Annotated in this window: 16 protein-coding genes and 1 pseudogene; 15 read left to right on the top strand and 2 right to left on the bottom strand. The window is 70.8% G+C overall.

The genetic code is table 11. The features are described 5' to 3' along the window. Positions 1 to 48 precede the first annotated feature (48 nt). Positions 49 to 432 (bottom strand): ArsR/SmtB family transcription factor, encoded by a 384-nt coding sequence (locus IEY37_RS15775; protein WP_188943258.1) that lies wholly within the window; start codon positions 430 to 432, stop codon positions 49 to 51. A gap of 136 nt (positions 433 to 568) precedes the next feature. Between IEY37_RS15775 and IEY37_RS22840 the strand changes: the two are divergent. The 12 genes and pseudogenes from IEY37_RS22840 (at position 569) to IEY37_RS15720 (ending at position 12,872) form a co-directional block, all read left to right on the top strand. After that, positions 569 to 963: pseudogene (locus tag IEY37_RS22840) on the top strand (four-helix bundle copper-binding protein). Positions 964 to 1,002: 39 nt separating this feature from the next. Continuing rightward, a complete protein-coding gene (locus IEY37_RS15765) occupies positions 1,003 to 1,353 on the top strand; it encodes an NADH-quinone oxidoreductase subunit A (RefSeq protein ID WP_188943257.1) in 351 nt (116 codons plus the stop codon). Positions 1,354 to 1,475: 122 nt separating this feature from the next. Continuing rightward, positions 1,476 to 2,573, top strand: coding sequence for a hypothetical protein (locus tag IEY37_RS22235; RefSeq protein WP_229674502.1), 1,098 nt, complete (start codon positions 1,476 to 1,478; stop codon positions 2,571 to 2,573). 8 nt (positions 2,574 to 2,581) lie between these two features. Continuing rightward, entirely contained in the window at positions 2,582 to 3,514 is a 933-nt protein-coding gene (locus tag IEY37_RS22230; protein ID WP_229674501.1) for a complex I subunit 1 family protein, read from the top strand. A gap of 76 nt (positions 3,515 to 3,590) precedes the next feature. Then, entirely contained in the window at positions 3,591 to 4,154 is a 564-nt protein-coding gene (locus IEY37_RS15755) for an NADH-quinone oxidoreductase subunit J (RefSeq protein WP_188943373.1), read from the top strand. Beyond that, the gene (locus tag IEY37_RS15750; RefSeq protein WP_188943252.1) at positions 4,151 to 4,453 is read left to right on the top strand and encodes an NADH-quinone oxidoreductase subunit NuoK; all 303 of its coding nucleotides are present in this window, start codon (positions 4,151 to 4,153) and stop codon (positions 4,451 to 4,453) included. The genes IEY37_RS15755 and IEY37_RS15750 overlap by 4 nt, the downstream gene beginning before the upstream one ends. A gap of 25 nt (positions 4,454 to 4,478) precedes the next feature. Beyond that, the gene (locus tag IEY37_RS15745) at positions 4,479 to 6,428 is read left to right on the top strand and encodes a proton-conducting transporter transmembrane domain-containing protein (RefSeq protein ID WP_229674499.1); all 1,950 of its coding nucleotides are present in this window, start codon (positions 4,479 to 4,481) and stop codon (positions 6,426 to 6,428) included. Between the two features lie 2 nt (positions 6,429 to 6,430). Beyond that, a complete protein-coding gene (locus IEY37_RS15740; protein WP_188943369.1) occupies positions 6,431 to 7,921 on the top strand; it encodes a complex I subunit 4 family protein in 1,491 nt (496 codons plus the stop codon). Positions 7,922 to 7,925: 4 nt separating this feature from the next. Beyond that, positions 7,926 to 9,350, top strand: coding sequence for an NADH-quinone oxidoreductase subunit N (locus tag IEY37_RS15735; RefSeq protein WP_188943250.1), 1,425 nt, complete (start codon positions 7,926 to 7,928; stop codon positions 9,348 to 9,350). Between the two features lie 780 nt (positions 9,351 to 10,130). Next, entirely contained in the window at positions 10,131 to 11,255 is a 1,125-nt protein-coding gene (locus IEY37_RS15730) for a PDDEXK nuclease domain-containing protein (protein WP_229674497.1), read from the top strand. Positions 11,256 to 11,343: 88 nt separating this feature from the next. Further along, positions 11,344 to 11,826, top strand: coding sequence for a hypothetical protein (locus IEY37_RS15725; RefSeq protein WP_188943248.1), 483 nt, complete (start codon positions 11,344 to 11,346; stop codon positions 11,824 to 11,826). Then, positions 11,823 to 12,872, top strand: a complete 1,050-nt coding sequence (locus tag IEY37_RS15720) for a site-specific integrase (RefSeq protein ID WP_188943246.1) — start codon at positions 11,823 to 11,825, stop codon at positions 12,870 to 12,872. Before IEY37_RS15725 ends, IEY37_RS15720 begins: the two co-directional genes overlap by 4 nt. 215 nt (positions 12,873 to 13,087) lie before the next feature. Here IEY37_RS15720 and IEY37_RS15715 read toward each other — a convergent pair whose 3' ends face one another. Further along, positions 13,088 to 13,912, bottom strand: a complete 825-nt coding sequence (locus IEY37_RS15715; protein ID WP_188943244.1) for an ANTAR domain-containing protein — start codon at positions 13,910 to 13,912, stop codon at positions 13,088 to 13,090. Positions 13,913 to 14,446: 534 nt separating this feature from the next. Here IEY37_RS15715 and IEY37_RS15710 point away from each other — a divergent pair. The 3 genes from IEY37_RS15710 to IEY37_RS15700 all read left to right on the top strand — a co-directional run bounded on the left by IEY37_RS15710 (position 14,447) and on the right by IEY37_RS15700 (position 17,878). Further along, positions 14,447 to 14,914, top strand: coding sequence for a hypothetical protein (locus IEY37_RS15710; protein WP_188943242.1), 468 nt, complete (start codon positions 14,447 to 14,449; stop codon positions 14,912 to 14,914). An 80-nt stretch (positions 14,915 to 14,994) separates the two neighbouring features. Then, the gene (locus tag IEY37_RS15705; protein ID WP_188943240.1) at positions 14,995 to 15,162 is read left to right on the top strand and encodes a hypothetical protein; all 168 of its coding nucleotides are present in this window, start codon (positions 14,995 to 14,997) and stop codon (positions 15,160 to 15,162) included. Between the two features lie 19 nt (positions 15,163 to 15,181). Beyond that, the gene (locus IEY37_RS15700) at positions 15,182 to 17,878 is read left to right on the top strand and encodes an AAA family ATPase (RefSeq protein ID WP_188943238.1); all 2,697 of its coding nucleotides are present in this window, start codon (positions 15,182 to 15,184) and stop codon (positions 17,876 to 17,878) included. Positions 17,879 to 18,026: the final 148 nt, after the last annotated feature.

Below are 18,026 nucleotides of genomic sequence, written 5' to 3'. Positions count from 1 at the left end.
TAGGCATCGTCACGACGGCCGGTGCGTCAGCTGGCCGCCGCCAGCTGGTCAGTCGTCCGGATCCGTGTCCGCTGACAGGTCGACCAGGCGGCGCAGGCAGTGGTCCAGCAGCGGTTCAGGGAAGCCGCTGGCGAGGCGGTAGTACACGACGCGCCCCTGCTTGCGGTTCATGACCAGGCCGGCGGTGCGCAGGATCCGCAGGGCGTAGCCGATGGCGTCTTCGCTGCTGTCCAGGGCGAGGGCAAGATCACCGACACACAGCTCGTCGACGATGTCCAAGGCATACAGGACACGGGCACGGGTCGGGTCGCCGAGCAAGCTCAAGATGCTCGAGGTGCGCGCGACGTCCTCAAGGGACGGCAGATGGTCGCGGGCACGTTGCAGTCGTGCAGGGTCGATGGGGTGCGGGTGCGGCTCGGCGGCCGACGTCATGATGGAGTTCGCCTCTCAGCCGTTTATCCGTACGAGTCTGCGGGTATTGTGCGTGCGCGAGTCGCTGTCGATTGTGACGGGAGAGGACAGGCCAGGGGCGGCGTGCCCGCGACTCGAGCGGACGGGAGCACCGATGATGAGCGGGCCGGACGCGATGCTGAGCACCCAACCCACAGGGTTGGCCGGAGTCGACCGGGACGTCTTGGTGCAGTGCATCCGAGCGTGTGTGGAGTGTGCGCAGGCGTGCGCGCATGCGCCGAGGCCTGTCTGAGCGAGGACACGGTCGTCGAACTCGTCAAGTGCATCCGGACTGTCTTGGACTGCGCGGACGTGTGTGAGGCGACCGGGCGGGTGCTGACTCAACTCGCCGGGTCCGACGCGAGCCTGATTCGCGCCGTGTTGGCGACGTGCAAGGCGTGCGCGGATAAGTGTGAGTCGCACGCCGGACTGCACGGGCACTGTCGTGTCTGCGCTGAGGCATGCCGGCGCTGTGAGCGGGCGTGCCGCCAACTTCTCGACAGCCTCGGCTGATCGTCAGACCGGGTTCGGCACGGTGGTGAGGAGGGCTGGATGTTCGCATTGGTCGGGGTGGCTTCGATGCTGTTCACCGCCCTTGTCTCGGTCGCTCTCCTGTGGTGGGTCGCCCTCCGCACCGCGGTCGACCCACGCCCGCTGGGTGTGCTGCCGTTCCTGTCCGGTTGGCGCCCGGACGAGCACGCGCTCTCGCGGTTCCACGTGCGGTGGTACCCCGCAACGTTGGTGTTCTTGGCCTTCGACGTCGAGATGGTCTTCATGTACCCGTGGGCGGTGATCGTCCGGGAGGTGGGGGTCGGCGCCGTTGTCGAGATGTTTGTGTTCCTGGGCGTCCTGCTGGTCGGGGTGCTGTGGGCGTGGCGTGAGGGGGCGCTGCGGTGGGTGTGACCGGGGCGTTGGCTCGAGCGGGGGTGCGGGCGGCGTCCGTGTTGCTGGTCGAAGTTCCGGGTTCGACCGACACGCGCATCGCGGTGGAGCGGCAGGTCCGGTGCCGGGGCTGGCGACTCGCGATGAGTTCGGCCGACGCGGACGTCCTGGTCGTCTGTGGCCGTCCAAGTCCTGAGCTGGCTAAGGCGGTCCAGGCGGTGTGGGTGCAGCTGCCGGGGCCTCGCGCGCGACTGCTGGTGGACGACGCGCGCGAGGCAGCCGCCGCCCTCGAGCAGGCTGCGGCTGCCCTGCTGGACGCACCCCGACAACGCGCTGACGCCGGCAGCCGAGGGCAGGCCGGCGCTCAAGCGGAGCCGAGCTCGGCACCTGCGCCCGCCGAGTCGGACGGCGATCAGGACAACTCGGATGACATGGACGACATGGGTGACACGGACGACCCCGGTGACACGGACGACTCCAGTGACACGGACGACTCCAGTGACATGGATATGGACATGCCGATGCCGGGCGGCGTGCCACTGGCGGGCGGAGGCCAGGACGACCGCGACGGCTTGGAGATGGACGAGCTCACGGTGCCGCTGGGACCGGTGCTGCCGCACTGGCCGGCCGGGCTGGTCGTGCGGTGCGTGCTGCACGGTGATGTCGTCGTGCACGCGCAGGTGTCGACGCTGGGACCGGCTGCGGATGTCGCGCCCGAGGTCGCGGAGATCGCAATGGACGGATGGCAGGCCCGGCGCATCGCCGCCGGCGAGTGCGACAGTGCCGCGCGGTTCCTGGCCGTCGCGGGCTGGGACCACCCGTCGCAGCGGCTGCGGTCGGTGCGCGACGGCATCCTGGACGGAGCTCCGTCGCAGGACTGCGCGCGGGAGGTGGCGCAGGTGACGCGCCAGGTCCGGCGCTCGTGGCTGCTGCGTTGGTCGGTGCGCGGGCTCGGTCTGCTCGGTCGGGCACCGCGGCCGCCGGGCGGTGTCCCCGACGACGTCCCGGCACTGCTGCGCGGGGATGTGCGGGATCGGCTGCTCGCGCGGCTCGACCACGCACGGGACTTGCTGCTGGACGGAGGCGCCGGGGAGCCGGCCGATCCGCGGCTGGAACGGCAACGCCTCGATCGGCTCCCCGAGGTGGTGACCGGGCTCGACCTTGCCGCGGCACGCCTGGTCGTGGCCAGCCTGGACCCGAACGTGTCCGTCGTGCGTCGGCATTCGGTAGCCGGCCCGTGACTGGGGGCGTGGCGCCGCTGAGCGCGGCGTGGGCGCCGGTGGTCGCCCTGGTCCTGCTGGCCGGCGCGGTGGTCGCGGCGGCCCTGGACGGAGCGTTGCACTCGGTGCCGGCCGGTCGGGCAGGCCGGGCTCGACCGGGTCGGCGTCGGACGGTCACCGGTGCGGTGGCGCGGTTGCTCCGGCAGCGGCGCCGGGTTCCCGTGGCGGCCGACGTGATGCTGTGGCGGATCGGGGTGGCCGCGCTGCCGGTCGCGGCGTTGCTCATGGCCGCGGTGCTGCCGTTGGGGCGCTGGACGCTCGTCGACTGGTCGGTGGGCATCGTGTGGTTCAACGCGGTGGATGTGGCGGTCTGGGCGGCGGTGTGGCTGGCCGGGTGGGGGCCCAACAGTGCGCATGCGTTGATCGGCGGGTACCGCTTCCTGGCCCAGGCGCTGGCCTACGAGCTCCCGCTGATGTTCGCGCTGACGGCGCCGGCCGTCGCCGCGGGGACGTTGCGGGTCGGCGGTGTCGTGCAGGCCCAGCAGGGCCTGTGGTTCGTGGTGTGGATGCCGGTGGCCTTCGTCGTCTTCTGCCTGGGTGTCGCGGGGTTCTCGGTGTGGGGACCGTTGAGCGCCCCGGCGGGAGCGGACATCGCCGGGGGCGTGTTGGCCGAGGCATCGGGCGTCGACCGGCTGATCGTGCTGGCCGGTCGGTACCTGCTGCTCACCGCGGGCTCGGGGTTCGCGGCGGCGCTGTTCCTCGGCGGCGGTGCGGGACCGCTGCTGCCGGACTGGCTGTGGATGGCGGTGAAGGCCCTCGCCGTCCTGTGCGCGCTGGTGGTGCTGCGGCGCCGGCTGCCCGTGCTGCGACCGGACCGGTTCTTGGAGGCCGGGTGGCTGGTGTTGGTGCCGGCGACACTGCTGCAGCTGCTCGTGGTCTCGGTCGTGGTGGTGGCTCGGTGACGGGGTCGGTGAGCGGGGCGGTGTCGGCGCGTCCCCGGGTACCCCGGGACGGCGTTCGGGAGGAGCAGCGGTGGGAGTGCTGAGCACGGTGGCGTTCTGGGTGCTGGCGGCCGCGGCGGTGGCGTTCGGGGCGTTGGTGTTCCGTGTGGACTCGATGGCGCGGGCGACATACTGCCTGGCCGCCTCCTTCGTCGCGGTGGCCGTGGTCCTGCTGCTGTTCCGGCAGGACTACCTGGGGGTGGTCACCGCCCTGATGATGGTCATGGAGATGGCGATCATGGCCGTCTACATGGTCATGTTCATGGGGATGAACCCGGCGTTGATGCCGATGAGCATGGTGCACGGGCGGCGGACCGCGCTGGCGCTGTCCGCTGGGCTCTTCATCGTGCTGACCGCTGGGATCCTGTTGGTGCCGTGGCCATCTCGACGCGATGCTCCGGTCGCGGACGTCACCCACGCGCTCGGTGAGTCGATCATGGGGCACAAGATGCTGGTGATGTTGACGGTCAGTCCGGTGCTGTTCGCCACGATCGTGGCTGCCCTGGTGCTGGCGCTGCCCCGCGGCCGGTACGACCGGTTCGGCGACGATCTTCGGCGGCGCCCGCCCGCCGATCCGCAACCGGGCGGGGTGGGGCGGTGAGCCTGCAGGCGGTGTTGATCGTGGTGGCCGCTCTGTTCTGCGTGGGCCTGTACGGCGCGCTGTCCCAGCAGGTCGTGGTGATGGTGATGATGGGCCTGGAGCTCATGCTCAACGCGGTTCTCCTGGCGGTCGCGGCGGTGCTGTGGTTCCTGGCTCCGCAGATCGACGGTGCGGTGCTGCTGCTGGTGGTGCTGGCCGCGATGACCGTGGAGATGGCCATGGGCTTCGCCGTGGCTACGCTGCTGCACCGTTCGCGGCAGTCGGACATGACCGACATGGCAGCGGACCTCGCCGGATGACGCCCACCGAACGGGATCCTGGGCGGTGGCCGTGCTGAGCCAGGCGGCGCTGGTGATCGCCGTGCTGTTCCCGGCCACGGTCGGCGTCCTGTTGTGCCTGGGCGGTTCCCGCATCCGCCGCTCGGCCTCGACGGTCGCGGTCGTCGTCGCCGCGGGCGGCCTGGTGCTCGCGTCCGCGGTGGCGCTCACCCGGCCGGTGGTGTCGGTTCCGTTCGTGGCCGGCGCGGACTTCGCCCTGGCCGTCGACGGATTGGCGGCGCTCGTGCTTCCTGCGGTCGCGGCCGTCGCCCTGCTCGTGCTGGTGTTCGCCGGCGGCGACATCCGCGGTGCGACCGGCCGGTTCTTCGGGCTGATGTTGCTGTTCTCCGCGGCGGTGACGGTCACGGTGACCGCGGCGACCCTGCCCACGCTGCTGGTCGCCTGGGAGGTCATGGGGGCCACGTCGTACGCGCTCATCGGGTTCCGCTGGCGCCGGTCGCACGACGTCGCCGCCGGCGAGACGGCGTTCCTGACCACCCGGCTCGCCGACCTCGGGCTGTACGCCGCCGCAGCGGCCGCGCTGGCCGGCGGCGCCGGCTGGGCCCTGGCGGACCTGCCCGCCGCGCCCGGGGGCTGGGTGCACGTGGCGGCCGGCGGGGTGCTGGTCGCCGCGCTGGGCAAGGCGGCCCAACTGCCGTTCTCGTTCTGGCTCTCCCGCGCCATGCAGGGTCCCAGCCCGGTGAGTGCGCTGCTGCACTCGGCCGCCATGGTCGCCATGGGCGGGTTCCTGTTGCTGCGAACGGCGCCGTTGCTGGCCGCGACGGGCTGGGCAGCGACGGTGGCGGCGTGGGCCGGTGCGGTGACCGCGGTGCTGCTGGGGCTGGTGGCCGTGGCCCAGCGGGACCTCAAGCAGCTGTTGGCCGCGTCCACCTCGGCGCAACTGGGTTTCGTGGTGCTGGCCGCCGGGGTGTCGGCGGTGGCCGGCGGCACCGCCCACCTCATCGCGCACGCCGCCACCAAGGCGTTGTTGTTCCTGGCCGCCGGGGCCTGGCTGTCGGCGCTGGGGACCAGAGAACTCGCCGCGCTGCGCGGGGCGGCGCGGCGGTGGCCGCTGGTCGGTGTGTGCGCGGGCGTCGGGGCGGTGACGTTGGCGGGTGTGCCACCGCTGTCGCTGTGGGCGACCAAGGACGAGGTCCTGGCCGCGGCCCGCGAGGCCTCGGTGCCGCTGTACCTGACCGGGCTCGTCGGTGCGGTGCTGTCGGCGGCGTACGCGGCGAAGGTGCTGCGGGTCGTCCTCGCCTCGGCCCCGGTCGGCGTCCAGGACCGGTACGACCAGCAGGAACGGGGCACCCGCCGGATCGGGGAGGCCGAGTGGTGGCCGATGGTGCCGCTGGCCGCCGCGGCCGCCGTGCTGAGCGTGTTGGCGCTGCCACCGGTCGGGTCGGCCGTGCGCCGGGTGCTGGGGGACACCACCAGTCCCTCGCCCGACTGGACGTCGCTGCTGCTCACCGGAGCGGTGTCGGCGGCGGTGGTGGTGCTCGTCGTGTGGCGCGGGTTGCCTGCGCTGCGGTGGGCCGCCGGGTGGCTCGGGTTGGAACGCGCGGCCCACCGCCTCGTCGTCCGGCCGGTCCTGGCCCTGGCCGACGGTCTGGCCAGGTTCGATGACCGGGTGGTGGACGGCGGCGTCCGAGGCGCCGCATCGATGGCCCGGGCCGCCGCCCAGCGAGTGGCCCGCTTCGACGACCGAGCGGTCGACGGCGCGGTCCGCGGCGCCGCCCGCGGCGGCGTCCGGCTGGCCGACGTCACCGCCCGGGTCGACGAGGCCGGCATCGACCGCGCGGTGCAGACCATCGCACGCGGGGCCCGCAGGCTGGGCACCCTGGCCCGGCGCCCGCAGACCGGCCAGCTGCACCAGTACTACGCCCAGGTCGTCATCGTCCTGGGCGCCGCCGCGGCGCTCGCCGCGGTGAGCGTCCTGTTCATGACGGGAGGATGAACGTGCTCAGCGTGGTGGTGTTCCTGCCCCTGGTCGGCGCCGCGGTGCTCGCGGCGGCGCGCCGGATGCCCGACGGCGTCGCCCGATGGACCTGGGTGGGTATCACGCTGACCGACCTCGGTCTCGTGGTGGGACTGTGGGCGGCCTACCGGACGCCACCGCCGGGCGGGCTCGCCTTCGCCGAGCAGGTCCGGTGGTTGCCCTCGGTGGGCAGCAGCTACCACGTCGGCGTCGACGGGGTGTCCCTGCCCCTGCTCGCACTGACCACGGTCGTCTTCACCGCCTGCGCCGTGTACGCGCTGACCGAACGCACCCGGCCGCGGACCCAGGCGGCGCTGTTCTGCTTCCTGCAGACCACCTGTCTCGGGGTGTTCGCCGCGCAGGACCTCATCCTGTTCTTCCTGTTCTTCGACCTGTCGATCGTGGCGATGTACTTCGTCATCGCCGGCTGGGGACACGGCACTGCGGCCCGATCGGCGTTGAAATTCTTCCTATACACCTTCACCGGGTCGCTCGCGCTGCTCGTCGGCTTCATCGGGCTGTACCTGGCCGCCGACCCACACACCTTCGACATCCCCGAGCTGGTCGCCGCCGCTCCACTGCAGGGCAGCGGGGCCGTCGGCGGACTCGTGCTCGCGGCGGTCCTGGTCGGGTTGGCGGTGAAGACGCCGACGTTCCCGTTCCACACCTGGCTGCCGCCGGCGCACACCGACGCCCCGGCCGTCGGGTCGGCCGTGCTGGCCGGCGTGCTGCTCAAGCTGGGGACCTACGGCTTCGTGCGGATCGCCATGCCGATGCTGCCCGAGGCCTGGCGGGCCTGGGCGGGCGTCGTCGTGGCCGTCGGTGTGGTGTCGGTGCTGTACGGCGCGCTGGTGGCCCTGGCGCAGAGCAACGTGAAGCGGATGATCGCCTACACCTCGGTGAACCACATGGGGTACGTGGTCCTGGCGGTCGGCGCGGCGGGAGTGGTCACCGGCTCCGACGCCGCCGCCCGGCAGGTCGCGGTGTCCGGGGCGGTGACGCAGATGGTCAGCCACGGGCTCATCACCGGCGCGCTGTTCCTACTCGCCGGGGTGCTGCACCGCCGCGCCGGCAGCTACGAGTTCGCCGACTTCGGGGGACTGGCCGGCCCGGCCCCGCGGTTCGCCGGGTTCTTCGCGGTCGCGGCGTTCGCCTCGCTGGGCCTGCCCGGCTTCAGCGGGTTCATCGCCGAGTTCCAAGTCTTCACCGGCAGCATCGGCGCCACCGGCTGGGCTGCGCTGGCCCTGCCGGGCATCCTCATCACCGCGGCGCTGTTCCTGCGGGCGATCCAGCGGCTGCTCACCGGGGCACCCGGCCCGAAGTCGGCCGGCTTCGGCGACCTGCGACCGGCCGAACTGCTCTCGACCGGCCCGCTGCTGATCCTGGCCGTGGTCATCGGGATCCTGCCCCGGTTCCTGCTCGACGTGATCGAGCCCGCAGCCGAGGTCGTCGTCTCCCTGGTCGGCCGGTAGCGGCGTGGACGAGGACCCGCTCGCCCTGCTCCCGGAGATCTGCCTGCTCGCCGGCGCCATCGCCACCCTGCTGGCCGGCTCGTTCCTGCCCCGGCAGCGGCAGTGGATCGCCCGCATCCTCGCCGCGCTGGCCTGCATCGCCGCCGCCGCAGCCGCCATCGTCGCCCTGGCCAGCCCAACCCGGTCGGTCTTCGCCGACAGCTACGCCGTGGACCCCCTCACCGGAACGACCCGGCTGGTCGTCGCGGCAGCCACCCTGCTGGTGCTGCTGCTGGGGACCGAGGAGCTGCGCGGATCGCCGCGTGAGAGCGAGACGTGCTGTCTGCTGCTGCTGTCCGCCACCGGCGCAACCGTGCTGGCCGGCACCACCGACCTGCTCGTGCTGGCCGTGGCGTACCTGCTCACCAGCATCCCGCTCTACGCGCTCATCGGCAGCACCCGCACCGCTCGGGCCGCAGAAGCGGTGATGAAGACGTACCTGCTCGGCGCGCTCTTCGGCATCGTGATGCTGCTCGGGGTCACCCTGCTGTTCGCCATGACCGGCGGCACCGGGTACGCCGGCCTGAGCACTGCGGGTTCGGTCGTGCCGGCGGTGGTCGCGGTCGGTGCGGTGGCGGTGCTGGCCGGGTTGCTGTTCGAGGCCGGTGCGGTGCCGGGCCACTTCTGGGTCCCGGACGCCGCCCAGAGCGCCAACACCGCCGCGGCCGCGTTCCTGACCACCGTGCCCAAGGTCGGCTCGCTGGTGGCCATGTTCCGCCTCGTCGACGCGCTCCCGGGAGTGGCCGATTGGCCCCTGCTGGTCGCCGCGCTGTCCGCGCTGTCCATGACGGTGGGAACCTTCGCCGCGTTCGCGCAGCGGGACCCGCGGCGCCTGCTCGGGTGGTCCACCGTCAGCCAGGTCGGCTTCCTGCTGCTGCCCGTGGCCGTCGCCGGCCGCGCGCCACTGGCCGAGCCGTCCCTGCTGATCTACCTGGCCGGGTACGCCGTCAGTAACCTCGCCGCCTTCGCCGTCATCGCGGCGGTTCCCGACCGCACCGACCTCGCCGGATACCGCGGCCTGGGCACCAGCCGGCCCTGGCTGGCCGGAGCTTTGCTGGTCGCGCTGCTGTCCTTGGTCGGGACCCCACCGACCGCGGTGTTCCTCGGCAAGCTCACCACCTTCACCGCTGCCTGGGACGGGGGTCTGGCCTGGCTCGTCATCGTCGCCGCGGTCAACACCGTGGCCAGCCTGTTCTACTTCCTGCGCTGGCTGGCACCGACGTTCACCCGCGCGGCGCGAGCAGGCGATATGGCTGAGGGACACGTGGACCGACGCGACCTGCGGGGAAGCCGGCCATGGGCGGAGCGGACCGCGGTCCTCGCCGCCGCTGGTGTGCTGCTGCTCGGTGTGGGAGCTGGTTCGCTGCCGATCCTGGTTGCCGTCCCGTGACCGGGCCGCGGATCAGACGCGTGCTCGCCGAAACGTCGAGGAAGCCGGGTCGTCCGGGCATCGGATGAAACATCGAACACCTGCGGAGCGGAAGGCAGCGATCCGGCGGGCGGCGGGCGCCGCTGCCGCTGCGGTCCGCGTTGCTGCTCGCCGTGCTCGTAGTCCTGTTCGGCATGCACGTACCCACCGCTGGGCACTCGGCCGGAACGCACGGCGCGCTGCTGCCCGCCGGCGCCAGCGGTACATCCGCCCGTGCGCACGCAATGCAGTCGACCCACGCGACCACTGAGCGGCCCACCGGGCACGCCACGCCGATGATGATCCGAACACTCGCGTGAGCGTCAACGGTGCAACCGGGAGGGGTCGATGGTCGATCGCGTCGCCGACGTCTGGGGGACGGCACACCGTTCGACCGGGGACAGCGGTGGCCCGTCCGCGTCGACCAGGTGCTGGCCGAGGGGGCCACTGAGGCGCACGTGCAAGCCGGGATGGAGTCGGCCTGCGTGCTGTGCAGCGACGGCTGCGCCTTGCGACATCGCGGTCCGCGACGTCACGGCGTGGGCGGACTCCGTAGCGATGAGCGTCGCAGGACGAGCAGCAGGCGGAGCGTCGGAACTCACGATACTGCGGCCGATTGCAGCGGCGCCTCGGCTCAACGCTACGTGCGCGATCTATTACCTACGATTATGGATGGAATCGTGGGTAATAGGCCGGTCGACCGGTAGGGTGAGCGGCTGACCGGCGTCCGCCGGCTGCATCGCGTGGGCCCGTGGAGGTGCTGTGACGTCGCTGGTGCCGGAAGGCTACGGCGGGCTGGTCAGCGCGATCGGTGCCGAGGTCCGCACCACCCGGCTGCGCGCGGCCCGCTCAGCGAACACCGAGCTGGTGCGGTTGTACTGGCGGATCGGCCGGCTGATCCTTGACCGGCAGCACGCCCAGCCGTGGGGCTCGAAGGTGATCCGGCAGCTCGCCGCCGACCTGCGCCGGGAGTTCCCGGACATGACGGGGCTGTCGGCGACGAACCTGCAGTACATGCGGGCGTTCGCCGCGGCCTGGCCGGCCGAACCAATTTCCCCACAGCCCGTGGGGACATTGCCGTGGGGCCACGTCCGCGCCCTGCTGGATCAGCTCGACGACCCTGCGCTGAGGGACTGGTACGCCGAACGCGACGCCATGAACAGCTGGTCGCGGCAGGTGCTGGAGCACCACATCGCCACCGATCTGCACCGCCGCACCGGTGCGGCCCCCAGCAACTTCACCGAGCACCTCGAGCCGGTCGACGCCGATCAGGCGCAGGAGATCGTCAAGGACCCCTACGTCTTCGACTTCCTGGACCTGACCGAGCGGTCCCGGGAGCGGGCGATCGAGACTGCGCTGACCGAGCGGCTGCAGCAGACCCTGGCCGAGCTCGGCCCCGGGTTCGCGTTCGTCGGCCGGCAGGTTCACTTCGCCGTCGACGGTGACGAGTTCTTCGTGGACCTGCTGCTGTTCCACGCTGAGCAGGTCCGCTACGTCGTCGTCGAGCTGAAGGTGGGCCGGTTCCGGCACGAGTACGCCGGGCAGCTCGCCTTCTACGTCACCGTCGTCGACGACCAGCTCCGCCACCCGACCCGGCACGCCCCCACCGTGGGGATCCTGTTGTGCAGCGAAGGCTCCAAGGAGGCCGTGGTCCGTTACGCGTTGCGGTCCGCCAACGCGCCGATGGCGATCGCCACCTACACCTACGACGCGCTCCCACCCGCCGAGCAGGCCGCCCTTCCACCGGCCGAGCAGGTGACCGCCGCGTTCGCCGTCGCCATCACCGGCGCCGCAGAGGCAACGGGGACTGGGACCGCGAGCATCGACGCCACCAGCACGGTCACCGACGGCGACACCTACACTCACACCGACGGGTCCCGGCCGTGATCAGCGGGCTGGAACGAGGCGCGGCGGCCGGCGTCGGTCCAGGCGTGCACTGATGGCCGGTCGGTCGGTGCAGGCGCGCCGTTTGCAAGTGCAGCTGTCAGCGGAGACCGGGGCGCCGGTCGAGGTGCAATGGGACTCCTCGAGCCGCAGCGGCGGCTGGCGGTGGCACGTCATCTGGGGCGACGGGCCGACCCGGGACGGGATGGTCGCCCTGGTCGACCGGCTCCTGCCGCCGGCCAGCGCGCTGGACCGCGACAAGCTGGTGTACCTGCGAACCATCCGGCGGATCAGTGTCGCGCTGGCCATCGTGCGCAACATGCGGCTCGGGCAGCCGCCGCTGGGCGAACACCACCGCGGGTGGGCGCTGGAGGACCACCTGCTCGAAGTCCCGTACCCGGAACGAGGCACCGACGACGACCTGCAGCTGGCCGTCGAGCTCTGCCGGCTCTCGAACTTCGGTGATGCCCAGAGCATCGCCGACCTGGCCGCCCAGCACGGCATCGCCGGGCTCCGCGCCCGGCTCGTCCCGCCGGACAACGTGCTTCCCTTCCGCCGATCAGGCCCGCGATGAGCACACCCCGACCGGCCACGCCGCCGACCGAGCTACCAGCCGAGGTGGCGGTGCCGGATCCGATGGCGATCGCCGACCAGGACAAGCTGTCATCGGACGAGCGCCGGTACATCGGCGCCGCCCGCGCCGCGAACACGGTCCGCGGCTACCGCTCCGACTGGACCGAGTTCACCACCTGGTGCGCCCAGCAGGGCCTGGACCCGCTGCCCGCGGCGCCGCGCACCGTCTCCGGCTACCTCACCCTGCTCGCCGGGCACGGCGCCAAGGTCGGCACCATGAGCCGACGGCTGTCGGCGATCAAGTTCGTGCACAAGCTGCAGAACCACCCCGACCCCACCGCCAACGCCCTGGTCGTCGGGGTCTGGGAAGGCATCCGCCGCCACCACACCACCGACCCCGACCAGGCCCGCCCACTCATGCCACCGCAGCTGTGGGACGTGCTGGCCACCTTCCCCACCCAACGCACCTGGAAGACGCCGAGTCGTCCGCCCGAGTCGGACCTCGCCGGCGCTCGCAACCGCGCCATGCTGCTCGTCGGGTTCGTCGCCGCGCTACGCCGCTCGGAGATCGTCGGCATCGACGTCGAGCACATCGCCGACCACGACCGGGGGATTGTGGTGCAGCTGTCCAGGTCCAAGACCAACCAGCGCGGCGACACCACCGAACTGGTCGTCCTGCCCCGCGCCACCAACACCGCCCGCTGCCCCGTCACCGCCCTGCAGACCTGGCTGCAACTCGCCGCCATCACCGATGGGCCCGTGTTCCGCGCCGTCTCCAAGGGCAACCGCGCATTGAACCGCCGCCTCGCTCCCGCCGCGGTCAACGACATCGTGCAGACCGCCGTCGCAGCCGCAGGCATTGACCAGCCCGAGCAGTACTCTGCCCACAGCCTCCGCGCCGGATTCGTCACCTACGCCCACACCCGCGGCGCCACCGACCACGCCATCGCACACCAAACCCGCCACCGCTCCCTCACCAGCGTTGGCACCTACATCCGCACCGACACCGCCTGGGACGACAACGCCGCCACCCAACTCGGCCTCTAGGCAACGCCGGCCGACGGGTCCAATAAGGGCCGCTACCGGATCGCTGCCGCGTGTGGATGCGCAGTCGACGGCCTTTGGTACTGAAGGGAGTCGGACTGATAGGTGGGGGGTACTGCCGCGTCAGCGGGGCCGCCCATCCGGAGGGGCAGTGTCGTCAGGTCCGGCGAGTCCTAGATGGCGGCTCGCCGGACCGCCTCCCACCTCGGGCTTTACGACTACCGGTCCTTGCGCGTTGTCCAGGTGAGCAGCGATCGCAGATGGCCGGCCAGGTCGTCCGGGAGAGGCGCTGCGGTGCTCAGGTGCTGCTCGATGAGCTCGGCGACGTCGCGAACTCTGCGGTTGGTGTTCATCGACAGGTATCGCAGCGTGGACCACGCGGCATCTGGGTCGGTGCCCAGGGCGAGCATGAGCATGCCGGTGGCCCGGCCAATCACTGTCCGTCGTTCCAGGCCGACCTCGAGGTGGGCGATCCGCTGCTGCAGCGCGGTCACCTCGGCGGCCGGGACGGCGGCGGGCTCAGGTCCGGCGGCTTGCACGGCGAGCAGGTCCGCGATGCTGCTCAGCACGCCTCGCTCGGTGCTGGTGAAGGCGGTGCGGGTGCGGGAGCCGAACGACACGGTGCCGACCGTGGCCGCCTGGTGCAGCAGGGGCGCGCTGAAGTAGGCGGTGACCCCCAGCGAGCGCGCCAGGTCCAGGCGGGGGTCCTGGTCGTGTTGGACGTCCTGAAACCACAGCGGAGCGCCGGCCTGAGCGACCGCGCCGCACACGGCATGCCCGATGGGCATGGTCTGCAGGGCGGGAAGGTGCTGCAGGTCGATGCCCACGGTGGCGCGCAGCTGCAGCTGCTGCCCGGTGACGCCGTAGTGCAGGAGCAGGTCGATCCCCAGCGGGTCTCGCAGCTCCTTCACCGCCCCCTGGCACAAGGTGCTGGTCGGCTCACCCAACGCGAGCCCGGCGGCCACCTGCTGCAGCGTGGCCAGCATGGCCGCGGTGGACGCCTGATCGGGCACCAAGGTCGAGTTCGAGTCGTTGAACGGCACACTGTCTCCCTGCCTCGACGGGCGGCGTGCACTGTCTGCACGGTCGTGCGCTGGCGCTGGCGGCAAGGACCGGTGCGTGCGTCGTCCCGTGCGGGCCTGGTCAACAGCGAGTCAGTCTCTCAAACTTCCTTGGCTGGTTTCCAGGGGGCGAGCGTTGCTCACATGCGGCTCGGCCGTCCACACTCAGATGCGCCAAGGGTCGCCGCCGCGTCGTGGTGCCGCCAGGGGAGGAAGTGCTACGGACGCTCGCCGGCAGGACGCGAGCTGGGACGAGGACCAGCAGGAGCGTGCGCTGCTGTGCCGTCGGGCGGCCCAGGCCCGCGCGGAGGCGCCCAGCTCCGCTCCGAAGCGGCCGAGGTCACCCAGCACCTCACGCAGCGGTAAAACCAGCTGCTCGCGGGCGACACATCCGCGGACGGAGCCGTGCGGGCCGATCGGGACCCCAGGCACGGCCGGGCACCGACCTTGAGCCGGGCGACGTCGCCGACCAGTGATCTCGAGGTCACTGTCGGACCCAGACCCTAAGCTCAGGTCATGACGACCTCGGAGGCCTTCACCGCGGCACACTCCGACGCGCTCCGGGACTGGGCCCGCGGCCTGTACCCGCTCGAGGCGGCCACCGAGCTGCTGATCCGCGCCTGCGGCGGCCGCTTCGCCGCGCCCGGCAACCCCTGGGTGCACGTCGAGGACTCCGGTCGGGCCTGGATCGACTTCGAGGAGTTGAGCGAGGCGGTCACGGCCGGCGGACCCTGGTCCGGCGGCGAGCGGCGCATCCTCGCCCTGGCCGCGTCCTTCGGGGCGGACGACGGCCTGCTCAACGACAACCTGCCGGGCCTGGACCGCGACACCCTCGCCCTGGTTCTGGCCGCGGTGAGCCACGCCGGCGGCAGCCATGAGCACCAACCCGAGGCGATCCTGTGGGACGAGAACAACCGGCCGTACCGCAACCCCGAAACCGAGCGTCCCGGACCGCTGTACCCATGGCCGGGGAGGACCCACTGAACCGGACATTCCGCCTCGCTTGACGGAACGCACGTTATCGGCATCCGTCACACCCGTAGATGGTCGGTAGCATCCGGCCTGTGAGCGACCTGTTGCCTAATCTCGACGCGCTGCTGCAGCAACTCAACGACGACACCGCCGCCCGACGGGACGCCTGCGAGCTGGCTCGGGCCGTCCAGACCGCCGGCACGTTGGACGAGGTCGACGAGCAGCTCAATGTCGTCGTAACGCGCTGGCGCGAGCAGTGACCATCCCGTCGACGCAGCGGTGTCTTCCGCCATCGTGACTGAGACCGCTGCCGGAGCAGTGACTGGGGCCGGCGCTCGAACGCGCCTTGTTTCGCTGGAGCTACGTGGCTTTCGCGCATTCGGCGTCGAGGCGCGCACGCTGCAAACCGATGAGCCGCTGATCGTGCTGCACGCGGGCAACAGCCAGGGCAAGACTAGTCTGGCCGAGGCCATCGAGTTCTTGATCAGCGGGCGCAGCAGTCGCCGGGAGTTGCTGGGTGGGGCGAAGGCGGAATATGACGGCAGCCTGCGCAACGCGCACCTGCCCGAAGGCGACGACGAGGTCTATGTCGAGGCGGTAGTGCGCGACCCGTCCGGCGCGTTACGGCGAGTGCGGCGCCAGCTGCTGTCTGACTTCGGACGGGGCACCGAATGTGTCAGCCGCCTGCTGGTTGACGGGGTTGAGGTTGCCGACCTGTCCGCTGTAGGTATCGCACTGGCCGAGGGACCCGTGCGCGCACCGGTGCTGTTGCAGCACATCCTGCGCCACGTCTTGTCCACCGAGCCCAAGCAACGCGTTGGCTACTTCAAGGCACTACTCGAGCTGACCGACCTCGACCAACTACGCGAACGCGTCAAGGCTCTTCGCTCCCGCCTCGAATCCGAGCAGGTCGGCGCGGCACTGAGCGCGGTGACCGCTCTGAGTGGCCAACCGTTCGCCGCTCTGATCGCACAGCTACGTACCGCCACGACGCGTCCGATGACCGTTGTCGACGCCACGACGCTCGTCGAGCGCCTGATCCTTAATACCGGCGTGATGATTCTTCGCGATTCCGACACCGCGACGTCGGTTCCGGTAGACGGGCCGACTAGCGAATTTATCTCTGTCTTCGACGATCTCGACGCGCTTCAGACCGCTATTGACCGCGCCCGCGACGAGCACCGCGAGCGGTCTTTCCCCCTGGCCCCGTTCGATGCCGCCCCAGCGCCGGACCGTCTGCCGGCGCCACCTGACCTGTCCGGTTACGCCGCGGCGCTTGCCGCGGCCGACGCACGCGCCGCCCGATTGGCCCCGGTCATCGACGCTCTGCTGTCCATCGACAGCTTCGCCGGGCTGGTCGACCCACTCGATTGCCCACTCTGCGGGACGGCGCACGCATTGAACGCCGACCGCGTCCGGCAACTGCGACAACACCTCCTCGAGACCCGAGCCATCGATGACGCCGCGAAGGCAGCCACACGAGTCCTGACCAGCGCAACCAGCGAACTCGATCAGGTCGCCGCCGCGACTCGTGGAGCGGTACCGGCCGTAGCCGCGTGGGATGAGCGTGCCCTTGCAGCAGCGACCGACCGCCTTACCGAGCTCGGCCTGGACGCCGACCTAGTCACAGACGCCCGCGACGCCGCCACACGAGTGGCATCTGCCGCCGAGCAAGCCAACGACGCCATTGATACCGCCCGCCACGCTTTGATAGCCGCTCTAGGCGCGGTTTCCTCACGCGAGCCGCTGCCCCCCATCGACCAGGAGCCGGCGGAGCCCGATAGATCTACCGAGCCGAGCAAGCCCACCGAACCTGCTGATTGCGCGAAGGTGACCGGACTCCTCACGGATCAGGATGCCCTCAGTACTCTCAGGCAGGTCAGTGCCGCCTACGACGAAATCTCCGCCCGACTGCGGTCGGCCGTCGCCGCCGCCATCCGCGAACGTGGCGCGTTGCCGGGACTGTCAGACCTAAGCGAGCTGCTGTTACGACGCGGCGAGCTGGTCACTGATCTTGTCGTCGGATCCGCGCGGCAACGCACGATCCAGCGCATGTCCGCTGCCGAAAGAGGGTTGCGCGAGGCAGCCGGCAAAGTGCTCGACATCCGCTTCGAGCAAATGAGCGACACCATCACCGCTTGGTGGCGCACCATCCGACCGGAGGAGCTTGTCGATTTTGGCGGAGTGAAGCGGCGCGCTGGCGGCGCACTATTTGTTAACCTCGTTGCGGCGCTGCGGGCGGATGCTGCCAGCCACCCGGTCGAACGTGAAGCGCTCGGGGTGTATAGCGACTCCCAACTCAACGCCCTAGGTTTGTCGATCTTCCTGGCCCGCACTCAGCTGCTCAGCTCACCGATTGTGGTGCTCGATGACCCTATCCCAGGCAGCGACGCCGACCACCGGTCGACCTTCGTTGAAAACACCTTGGGACAGCTTCTTGACGACGGCATCCAAGTCGTGCTCTGCACTTTCGACGGCAAGCTGGTGCAGCACGCCCGCGCCATCCACGACTGGCGGGGCCTGTCGGGCTATGACCTCACCTTGCTCGACGCCACCTCCGGCACCGAGGTGACCCCGACGGCAGACACTTTCAGTCAGCTACTGCTCGAAGCTGAGGACAACCTGCACTCCCCCACTGCCCGCAGCCGCCGCGCCGCCTGCACCAGCCTGCGCTCAGCCGCCGAGCGGCTGGCCAAGCAGGTCATCGCTACCGGGCGTACCAACGACGGATATCCCACCAGTGTCGCCGACGTACATGCCGAAGCGTCCGTGCTTGGCAAGTTAGTTCCGCTGGTTAATGGTTACGCGCTCGACAACGCTGAAAAAGGCCAGTGGCGCAGTTTCAACACGCAGCTCAATCCTGGCAGCCACGACGACGACGTACCCTCAACGATCACACTCAAACAAGTCCGAAGTAACCTGCGAAACATTTCTAAGAGCCACCGGGCCCATTGGCCGAATGGGCTTTCGCTGTAGACGGGGCTTCGCTTCCGCCGAGCTCCCGTTCGAGAGTGTTTGACCGAAGTGGTGAAATGTATGTGGTCGGCGAGAAGCGAATGCGGCAGTTGCCAGCGGGCGAGCATTGATCGGTCAGCGAGTCGTTCCGGAAGTTCGGTAAACAGTC

Source organism: Nakamurella endophytica (genome assembly GCF_014646215.1).
Lineage (GTDB): Bacteria > Actinomycetota > Actinomycetes > Mycobacteriales > Nakamurellaceae > Nakamurella > Nakamurella endophytica.
The sequence above is the reverse complement of the archived record's forward strand: the minus strand, read 5'-3'. Positions and strand labels throughout refer to the sequence as shown.